We start from the raw sequence: 9,665 nt of genomic DNA, 5'->3' as shown, positions 1-9,665 counted from the left end.
GCCGTTTCCCGGTCGCGCCCGGCAGTGGATCCGCCGTCGTTCGGGGCCGGCTCGGCGGGTGATCTCCGTACCGGGCCGCGCCACCACCCCGTTCCTGGCGGTCTCACCGGGGGCGGCGCAACACCGCTGTTGCCTTGACGCGGGCGTCAAGGATTACGTTCGGTGGCATGCGAATCGGCGAGCTGGCCGCACGCGCCGGGACCACGACGCGGACGCTGCGGTATTACGAGGCGCGGGGCCTGCTGCCCGCGCGGCGCACGGGCAACGGATACCGGACGTACGACGAGGACGACCTGCGGCTGCTGACGCAGATCCGCACGTTGCAGGACTTCGGGTTCGACCTGGAGGAGACGCGGCCCTTCGTGGAGTGCCTGCGCGCCGGGCACCCCGAGGGCGACTCCTGCCCGGCCTCCCTCGCCGTCTACCGGCGCAAGCTGGACGAACTCGACGCGCTGCTCGGTCAGTTGAGCGCCGTCCGGGACACCGTCGCGCGACAGCTGGCGCGGGCCGAGCTGGCCGCCGAGGCCGAGGCTCCGGACGGTCCGGAGCCCCGCTGCGAACTGGGGAGGCACCCGTGGTGACCGAAGTGACGGACGCGGACTTCGAGGCCGAGGTGATCGGCGCGGACCGGCCGGTCCTGGTGGAGTTCACCGCCGACTGGTGCCCGCCCTGCCGGCAGATGGCGCCGGTGCTCAGGGCCCTCGCCTCCGAGGAGGGCGACCGGCTGAAGGTCGTGCAGCTGGACGTGGACCACAATCCGCTGACCACGAACGCCTACAAGGTGCTGTCCATGCCGACGTTCCTGCTGTTCCGCGACGGCGAGCCCGTGAAGTCCCTGGTCGGCGCGCGAGCCAAGCGGCGGCTGCTCCAGGAGCTGTCCGACGTGCTGTGAGCGCCGGGCCCAGAGAACGAGGAAATCCCCCGAGCAATTGTGCTCGGGGGATTTCCTCGCGTATATTGATTCATTCGTGACTTCAAGTCGATGAAGGCACGGTGAAGTTCAGTGAGCACAGTATATCCGGGCGGGAGCGGAATTGTCAAACACCGAATTTCCGGACGATGAATTGCGGCAGGAACAGGAATTCATCGACGGGTTGTACGCGCGCGTGGACGCGCTGCGCGGCGACGCCGAGACCTCCGTCGGGGACGCGCTCGCGCAGGGCAACACCCCCATGCAGGCCAGGCTGGAGCGGGACATCCTCGTGGCCGAGCGCTCCGGGCTGCTCGCCGCGCTGAACGCGGTCGACGGGTCCCTGTGCTTCGGCCGGATCGACCTCACCTCCGGCATCACCCACCACATCGGACGCATCGGCCTGCGCACCGACGACGCCGAGCGCACGCCCGTCCTGATCGACTGGCGCGCCGACGTCGCCCGCCCCTTCTACCTGGCCACCGGCCACACCCCGATGGGCCTCAGGCGCCGGCGGCACATCGCCACCGAGGGCCGCAGGGTCACCGACCTGCACGACGAGATCCTCGACCTCGGCGACGAGACCCGCACCGGCCACGAGGACCCCACGGGCGACGCCGTGCTGCTCGCCGCCCTGAACTCGGCGCGCACCGGCCGCATGAGCGACATCGTGCGCACCATCCAGGCCGACCAGGACCGCATCATCCGCGCCCCGCACCGTGGCGTCCTGGTCGTGGAGGGCGGCCCGGGCACCGGCAAGACGGCCGTCGCCCTGCACCGCGCCGCCTACCTGCTCTACGAGCACCGCGAGCTGCTGGCCAAGCGGGCGGTGCTGATCGTCGGGCCCAACCCGGCGTTCCTCGGCTACATCGGCGAGGTGCTGCCCTCCCTCGGCGAGACGGGCGTGCTCCTCGCGACCGTCGGGGAGCTGTACCCCGGCGTGAAGGCGACCGCCACCGACACGCCCGAGGCGGCGGCCGTGAAGGGCCGGGCCGGCATGGCCGACGTGCTCGCCGAGGTCGTCCGCAGCCGGCAGGCGCTGCCCGACCCGGTCATCGCCATCGAGCACGACCGCGAGGTCCTGATGCTCGACGACGGCCTGGTCAACGTCGCCCGGGAGCGCACCCGTGCCGCCAAGCTGCCGCACAACGCCGCCCGCGAGCACTTCGAGGGCCACATCCTCAACACCCTCACCGAGCTGTACGCCGAGCGGATCGGCACCGACCCCTTCGACGGGTCCAGCCTGCTCGACCCCAGCGACATCACCCAGATCCGCGACGACCTCGCCGAGAACCCCGAAGTATGGGCGGCGATCGACCAGTTGTGGCCGGTGCTCACCCCGCAGCGGCTCGTCGCGGACTTCCTCGCCGCGCCCGAGGAGTTCCTGCCCGCCGAGGACGCCGACGCCGTGCGCCGCCCGGTGACCCGGCGCTGGACGGTGGCGGACGTGCCGCTGCTGGACGAGGCCGCCGAACTGCTCGGCGAGGACGACCGGCTGGCCCGGGAGCGCGCCGAGCGCGAGCGGGAGCGGCAGATCGCCTACGCGCAGGGCGTGCTGGACGTGTCGTACGCCTCCCGGACCTACGAGTTCGAGGACAAGGAGGAGGACGACCCCGAGGGCTCCGAGGTGCTGTCCGCGCACGACATCATCGACGCCGAGCGGTTCGCCGAGCGGCACGAGGAGGACGACCACCGCAGCGCCGCCGAGCGGGCCGCCGCCGACCGCACCTGGGCGTTCGGGCACATCATCGTCGACGAGGCGCAGGAGCTGTCGCCGATGGCGTGGCGGCTGCTGATGCGGCGCAGCCCGACCCGCTCGATGACCCTGGTCGGCGACCCGGCGCAGACGGCGGAGGCGGCCGGGGTCGGCTCCTGGGACGCCATCCTCGCCCCGTACGTGGAGGACCGCTGGGAGCACACCCGGCTGGGCGTCAACTACCGCACCCCGGCCGAGATCATGGACGTCGCGGCGGCCGTGGTCCGCGCCGAGAACCCGGAGTTCGAGCCGCCCGGCTCGGTCCGCTCCACCGGCGTACGGCCCTGGGCCCGGGCCACCGACGACCTTCCCGGGGCCGTCGCCAAGGCGGTCGGGGAACTCACCCCGGCCGAGGGCCGGCTCGCGGTGATCGCGCCGCGCGACCTCCACCGCTCCCTCGCGGCGCGGCTGGACGGCGTCACGGCGGGCGCCGAGCCCGACCTCACCCGGACCGTCGTCCTGCTCGACCCGCGCCAGGCCAAGGGCCTGGAGTTCGACTCGGTCCTCGTGGTGGAGCCCGGCCGGTACGGCACCAGCGACCTGTACGTGGCCCTGACCCGGGCCACCCAGCGGCTCGGCGTGCTGCACACCGGCGCGCTGCCCGCGTCCCTGGCGGAGGCGCTCGGGTAGCCCTCGCCGAACGCCCTTACGCCAGCTGCGACTTCGGATCACGCAGGGCGTGCCACAACCCGGCGCCGAGGGGCACGACCGTCAGGGCGAAGAAGACCCAGAACAGGAACTCGGCCCCGGGCGCGAGGTCGTAGACGGTGCCGTCCTCCCACACGCAGTAGGCGCGTGGGGGGAAGGCGGTGGAGACGCCCGAGACCGCGCCGCTGCCGATGACGCCCTCCCGGAGGGGCTCACGCGGGCAGGGGGCGGTCTCGGGGAACAGGAACGGATCGTCCGCGGTCATGATGTACGCCCAGGTGGCGGCCGCGAGCGGCGCCGCCCAGAACACCGCGGTCCGTACCCACAGCGGCAGCAGCGGATGCGTCAGCAGTCCGCGCAGCGCGACCCAGGCGACCACGAGCCCGGCGAAGACCGGCAGCAGTGTCACGGGGCGGCGGCCGCCCCGCGGGCGCGCAGCTCGCTCGCGTAGCCGGCGCCGATGGCGAGCAGGGCGGCGGACAGGGCGAGGACGGCCGTCGCCCCGTTCATCCACCCGTAGCCCGCCTCGCCGGCGTAGACGGAGCCGTCGTCGCGGACGCAGTCGAAGCGCAGCGGCAGGTACGAGGACCGGTGGTGGCTCAGCCCCTGGATCGTGGCCGGGTCGAAACCGTCGCGGCAGGCCGGGGCCGGGACCGAGTTCGCCCCGTCGTTGTACTCCGACTCCGACGCCAGCACGGCGAAGAATCCCATGGAGTACACCGCCGCGGCCGCCCACGCGGCCGACGCCGCCGCCCGGCGCATCAGATGCACGGGCCACGGCTCGGGCCGCCCGGGAAGCGCCATCGCGGCGGTCCCCGCGGCGGCGATCAACGAGGCGACGGCACAGACCGCCGAGACTCCCAGACCCGTCAGCACGGGCCTCGGCCCCTTCCGGGCCGGTCGGTGAGCGGGGTGGCACGCATGCGGCCACCCCACCACTCCCGGACCGGACGGGCTGTGACGGAGGCCACTCCTTGGGTCACACCCCTGTCACAGGCCGTCTACGCCGGACGCAGCCAGACCGTCGCCAGCGGCGGCAGGGTCAGGCGGATGCTCGCCGGACGCCCGTGCCAGGGCTGGGCCTCGGGCTTGACCGGGTCGGGGTTGGTGACGTCGCTGCCGCCATAGCGGGCCGCGTCGGTGTTCACGGCCTCGTGCCAGGCCGGGACGTCCTCCGGCACGCCCAGGCGGTAGTCCGGGCGGATCACCGGCGCGAAGTTCGACACCGCCAGCAGGGGGTTGCCCTCCGGGTCCAGCCGGAGGAACGCGAGCACGTTGTCGTCGGCCGCGTCGCCGACGATCCACTCGAAACCGGCCGGGTCCGTGTCCAGCCGCCACAGCGCGGGAGTGGCACGGTAGACGGCGTTGAGGTCGCGGACCAGGTCGCGCACGCCCCGGTGGTCGGCCTCCGCCCCGTAGCCCGGATCCAGCAGCCACCAGTCGGGGCCGTGCGCCTCGGACCACTCCGCGCCCTGCGCGAACTCCTGCCCCATGAACAGCAGTTGCTTGCCCGGGTGGGCCCACATGTAACCGAGGTAGGAGCGGACCCCGGCACGCTGTTGCCACCAGTCGCCCGGCATCTTCGACACCAGGGAGCCCTTGCCGTGCACGACCTCGTCGTGGGAGATCGGCAGGACGTAGTTCTCGCTGTAGGCGTACACCATGGAGAAGGTCATCTCCCCGTGGTGATACTTGCGGTGCACCGGCTCGTGGCTCATGTACTGCAACGTGTCGTGCATCCAGCCCATGTTCCACTTCAGCCCGAACCCGAGCCCGCCGAAGCCGCTCGGGCCCATGTGGTGGGTCGCACGGGTGACGCCGTCCCAGGCGGTGGACTCCTCGGCGACCGTCACCACGCCGGGCACCCTGCGGTACACCGTCGCGTTCATCTCCTGCAGGAACGCCACCGCGTCCAGGTTCTCCCGGCCGCCGTGCTCGTTGGGCGTCCACTGGCCGGGCTCGCGCGAGTAGTCGAGGTAGAGCATCGAGGCGACGGCGTCCACGCGGAGCCCGTCGATGTGGAACTCCTCGCACCAGTAGACGGCGTTCGCGACGAGGAAGTTGCGCACCTCGTTGCGTCCGTAGTCGAACTCCAGCGTGCCCCAGTCGGGGTGCGCGGCCCGCAGCGGATCCGCGTGCTCGTACAGCGGGCGGCCGTCGAACTCGGCCAGCGCCCAGTCGTCGCGCGGGAAGTGCGCCGGCACCCAGTCCATGATCACGCCGATGCCGGCCTGGTGCAGCCGGTCGACCAGATACCGGAAGTCGTCCGGCGTGCCCAGCCGGGCGGTCGGCGCGTAGAAGCCGGTGACCTGGTAGCCCCAGGAGCCGCCGAAGGGATGCTCCGCGACGGGCATCAGCTCGACGTGGGTGAAGCCCAGGTTCTTCACATAGCCGGGGAGCTGCTCCGCGAGCTGACGATAGGTCAGCCCAGGGCGCCAGGACGGCAGATGGACCTCGTAGACCGAGAACGGCGCCTCGTGCGCCGGGGCCTCGGCGCGCCGGGCGAGCCACTCGGCGTCGCCCCACTCGTACTGAGAGGACGTGATGACCGACGAGGTCGCGGGCGGCACCTCGGTGCGGCGGGCCATCGGGTCGGCGCGCATCGTCTTCGAACCGTCGGGCCGGGTGATCTCGAACTTGTACAGCTCGCCCTCGCCGACGTCCGGCAGGAACAGCTCCCACACGCCGGACGAGCCGAGCGAGCGCATGGCGTGCCCGGTGCCGTCCCAGAAGTTGAAGGTGCCGGCCACGCGCACGCCGCGCGCGTTCGGCGCCCACACCGCGAAGCGCGTGCCGGTCACGCCCTCATGGGTCATCGGGTGCGCGCCCAGCGCCGTCCACAGCTCCTCGTGCCGGCCCTCGCCGATCAGGTGCAGGTCGAGGTCGCCGAGCGTGGGCAGGAAGCGGTAGGCGTCCTCGGTGTCCAGGAGCGTGCCCTCGTACTGCACGAGCAGCCGGTACTCGGGAACCTCCCGCAGCGGCAGCAGTCCGGAGAAGAAGCCCTCCCCGTCGGCGTGCAGCTCCGCCCGCACCTCCCCGGCGACGACGGTCACCGACAGCGCGTAGGGCCGGAACGCCCGGAAGGCGATGCCGCCGGGCACGGGGTGGGCGCCGAGCACGGTGTGCGGGTCGTGGTGCGTGCCGTTCAGCAGCCGCTCGCGGTCACCGGCGTCCACGGCGGGCGAGACCGCGACCTCCATCTCCGGTGGCAGGGACTGGGCCGGGGCGGCCTGTGCGGCGGTGGCCTTTTGCGTGCCGGCCTTCCCGGCGTGCGCCTTCTTCACCGGGCTCTTCTTCGCGACGGCCTTCTTCGCGACCGCCTTGACCGCCGAGGTCTTCTTGGCAGCGGCCTTGGTGGCGGAGGCCTTCGTCGCGGCGGCTTTGGTGGAAGCGGCTTTGGTGGCGGCAGACTTCGTCGCGGCGGCCTTCGTGGTGGCGGCCTTCGTGGCGCCGGCGCCCGTCTTGCCCGCGCCTGCCTTGCCGGCGGCGGCCCTCGTCGCGCCCGCCTTGCCGGTGGTCGCCTTGACGGCGGTCGCCTTCGTGGTGGCGGCCTTCCTGGTCGTCGCCTTCCTCGCGGCCGCTTCCGTGACCGGTGCTTCCGTGACCGGTGCCTCCGTGACCGGCGTCTCCTCGACCGCCGCCTTCTTAGCGGTGGCCTTCTTAGCGGTGGCCTTCTTCGCGGTCGTCTTCTTCGCGGTCGCCTTCGCCGGGGCCGTCGTCTTGGCGGCGGCCCTCTTCGCCGGGGCCGTCCCCTTCTTGGCCGCTGCCTGTTTCGGCACCGCCGTCTTCTTCGCGGCACTCTTCTTCTGCGCGGCCGTGGGCTGCTCGGGGATCTTCTCCCCGGCCGTCCCCTGGGGACGCGGACCGCTGGACTCAGGGCGGGGGGTCACGGGCGGAGCCTCCTGGGCGAAGGTGGGTCAGTCAGGTCAGGTGGCCGGACGAGGCGAGCCGGTCTATGGCGGCCAGCGGCACCGGCAGCCACTCGGGGCGGTGCCGGGCCTCATAGACCACCTCGTAGATCGCCTTGTCCGTCTCGTAGGCGCGCAGCAGCACCGGGTCGGTGCGCGGGTCGCGGCCGGAGGCCTCCGCGTAGCCGGAGCAGTACGCGGAACGGCAGGTCTCGGCCCAGTCCGGCTGGGGCGGGTCGGCCGAGCGCGCCGCGTAGTCGAAGGAGCGCAGCATGCCGGCGACGTCCCGCACGGCCGGCTGCGGCATGCGCCGCTCGGCCAGCGGCCGGGCCGGCTCACCCTCGAAGTCGATCAGCTTCCACTCGCCGGCGGGCGAGCGCAGGCACTGCCCGAGGTGCAGATCGCCGTGCACGCGCTGCGCGGTCCAGGTGCGGCCGTCGGCGGCCAGATCACCCAGCGCCGTGAACGCCGACCGCAGGCCGCCGGCGTACGGCCGCAGCGCGGGCACCGCCTGGACGGCCGCGTCCAGCCGCTCGATCATGCAGTCGACCATGAGCCGGAGCTGCGCGTGACCGAGGGTGACCGTGGGCAGCGCGCTGGCCAGCGCGGTGTGCACCTCGGCGGTGGCCCGCCCCAGCGCCCGCGCCTCCGCGGCGAAGTCCTCGCCCTTGGCCAGCTCGCGCAGCGCCAGCTCCCAGCCGTCGGAGGCGCCCTGCACGAACGGCTGCAGCACCCCGAGCACGTACGGCTGGCCGGCCAGGTCCACCGGTCCCGTCGAGACGACCGGGTCCGCTGCCGGGTCGACGTCCGCCACCATCCAGGCCGTCGGGGCGGGAACGCGGGGGCAGCCCTCGCGGGCCAGGGCCAGCGGCAGCTCCAGATCGGGGTTGACCCCGGGCACGATCCGCCGCAACAGCTTCAGAATGAACGTATCTCCGTAGACGATCGACGAGTTGGACTGCTCCGCGGTCACCACGCGCGGTACCAGCCCGGACCGGATGTCCTGGCCGGGGTCCCGGTCGAAGCGGAGCGCGCCGATACGGGCCCGGGTGCGCAGCGCCTCCAGGAGCAGCTCGGCGGGCCTGGTGTCGTGCAGGGCGTCGTAGACCGTCCGGCCGGCCAGCGGGCCTGACGGCACATGTCCGATGAGCGCGGGCGCCAGCCGAGGCGGCAGCGCCTCGCGCACGCCTATCAGCAGCTGGTAGCAGTCACCTGGGTGCCCGGGCGCCCCGTGGGACGGCACGAGCGGCTGGTGGGCGCGGACGAGCAGGTGGTACAGCCCGAGCTTGGCCGAGGGTGGCAGCAGCTCGGTGGCCTCGACGAGCGTGAACCCGGTGACCGGCCGTCCTTTGCCCGCGAACCAGCGCTGTCGCGGCAGCCATTCCCGCAGCAGTGGATCGAGGGAGGCAAGAAGGCCGGGCGGGGTGGTGACGGTGCGTGTGACGGCTTCCGACATGACGTCGCGTCCTTTCACCCATTTCTGGTGCGCCTCCGGACACCTGCGGAGGGCCCCGGACGGCGCTCCTCCGGCTCACGCGGGTGGGCGGGGTGTTACTGATGCGTGCCCCGGGCGGGGCGGAGGAAACGCCCCGCCGCGGGAGTTTGCGGTCTGCCCCGCACATCGGGCCTGATCAGGCCGCAACCGGCCTCATACGGCGTCCTTGCGCAGCCGGAACCAGTAGAACCCGTGCCCCGCCAGGGTCAGCAGGTACGGCAGCTCGCCGATCGCCGGGAAGCGCACCCCGCCGAACAGCTCCACCGGGTGCCTGCCCTCGAAGGCGCTCAGATCCAGTTCCGTGGGCTGTGCGAAGCGTGAGAAGTTGTTCACGCACAGCACCAGGTCGTCCTCGTACTCCCGCAGGAACGCCAGCACCGCCGGGTTGCTCGACGGCAACTCCGTGTACGAGCCGAGACCGAAGGCAGGATTCTGCTTGCGGATCTCGATCATGCGGCGGGTCCAGTGCAGCAGCGACGACGGCGAGGCCATGGACGCCTCGACGTTGGTGACCTGGTAGCCGTAGACCGGGTCCATGATCGTCGGCAGGAACAGCCGCCCCGGATCGGACGAGGAGAAGCCCGCGTTGCGGTCGGGCGTCCACTGCATCGGGGTGCGCACCGCGTCCCGGTCGCCGAGCCAGATGTTGTCGCCCATGCCGATCTCGTCGCCGTAGTAGAGGATCGGCGAGCCGGGCAGGGACAGCAGCAGGGCCGTGAACAGCTCGATCTGGTTGCGGTCGTTGTCCAGCAGCGGGGCGAGCCTGCGGCGGATGCCGATGTTGGCGCGCATGCGCGGGTCCTTGGCGTACTCGGCCCACATGTAGTCGCGCTCTTCGTCGGTGACCATCTCCAGGGTCAGCTCGTCGTGGTTGCGCAGGAAGATGCCCCACTGGCAGCCCGAGGGGATGGCCGGGGTCTTGGCCAGGATCTCGGAGACCGGGTAGCG

The 9,665-nt window shown here is 72.4% G+C and carries 8 protein-coding genes; 3 read left to right on the top strand and 5 right to left on the bottom strand.

Annotated features, from left to right (window positions below; genetic code table 11):
• Positions 1-167: 167 nt before the first annotated feature.
• From RIN80_RS24460 to RIN80_RS24450, 3 genes are all read left to right on the top strand, one after another.
• Positions 168-581 (top strand): MerR family transcriptional regulator, encoded by a 414-nt coding sequence (locus RIN80_RS24460; protein WP_309097804.1) that lies wholly within the window; start codon positions 168-170, stop codon positions 579-581.
• Positions 578-892 (top strand): thioredoxin domain-containing protein, encoded by a 315-nt coding sequence (locus RIN80_RS24455; protein WP_309097806.1) that lies wholly within the window; start codon positions 578-580, stop codon positions 890-892. Before RIN80_RS24460 ends, RIN80_RS24455 begins: the two co-directional genes overlap by 4 nt.
• Before the next feature lie 124 nt (positions 893-1,016).
• Entirely contained in the window at positions 1,017-3,296 is a 2,280-nt protein-coding gene (locus tag RIN80_RS24450; protein WP_309097805.1) for an AAA family ATPase, read from the top strand.
• Between the two features lie 16 nt (positions 3,297-3,312).
• Here the strand turns inward: RIN80_RS24450 and RIN80_RS24445 are convergent, their stop codons facing one another.
• The 5 genes from RIN80_RS24445 to RIN80_RS24425 all read right to left on the bottom strand — a co-directional run.
• On the bottom strand, positions 3,313-3,723 hold the full coding sequence (locus RIN80_RS24445; protein ID WP_309097803.1) for a hypothetical protein: 411 nt from the start codon (positions 3,721-3,723) through the stop codon (positions 3,313-3,315).
• Positions 3,720-4,190 carry a hypothetical protein gene (locus RIN80_RS24440; protein WP_309097802.1) on the bottom strand — a complete coding sequence of 157 codons (471 nt, stop codon included), beginning with the start codon at positions 4,188-4,190 and terminating at the stop codon, positions 3,720-3,722. The genes RIN80_RS24445 and RIN80_RS24440 overlap by 4 nt, the downstream gene beginning before the upstream one ends.
• A 125-nt stretch (positions 4,191-4,315) precedes the next feature.
• Complete coding sequence (gene glgB / locus RIN80_RS24435) at positions 4,316-7,204, bottom strand: 1,4-alpha-glucan branching enzyme (RefSeq protein ID WP_309097801.1); 2,889 nt, start codon at positions 7,202-7,204, stop codon at positions 4,316-4,318.
• A gap of 31 nt (positions 7,205-7,235) precedes the next feature.
• Entirely contained in the window at positions 7,236-8,678 is a 1,443-nt protein-coding gene (locus RIN80_RS24430; protein WP_309097800.1) for a phosphotransferase, read from the bottom strand.
• A gap of 192 nt (positions 8,679-8,870) precedes the next feature.
• Positions 8,871-9,665 (bottom strand): alpha-glucosidase C-terminal domain-containing protein (locus RIN80_RS24425; RefSeq protein ID WP_309097799.1); only part of this gene is annotated, 795 nt, incomplete at its 5' end.

This window comes from Streptomyces sp. (genome assembly GCF_031181705.1).
In the GTDB taxonomy this organism is placed as follows: Bacteria; Actinomycetota; Actinomycetes; order Streptomycetales; family Streptomycetaceae; genus Streptomyces.
This window is presented reverse-complemented; position numbering and strand designations above follow the sequence as displayed.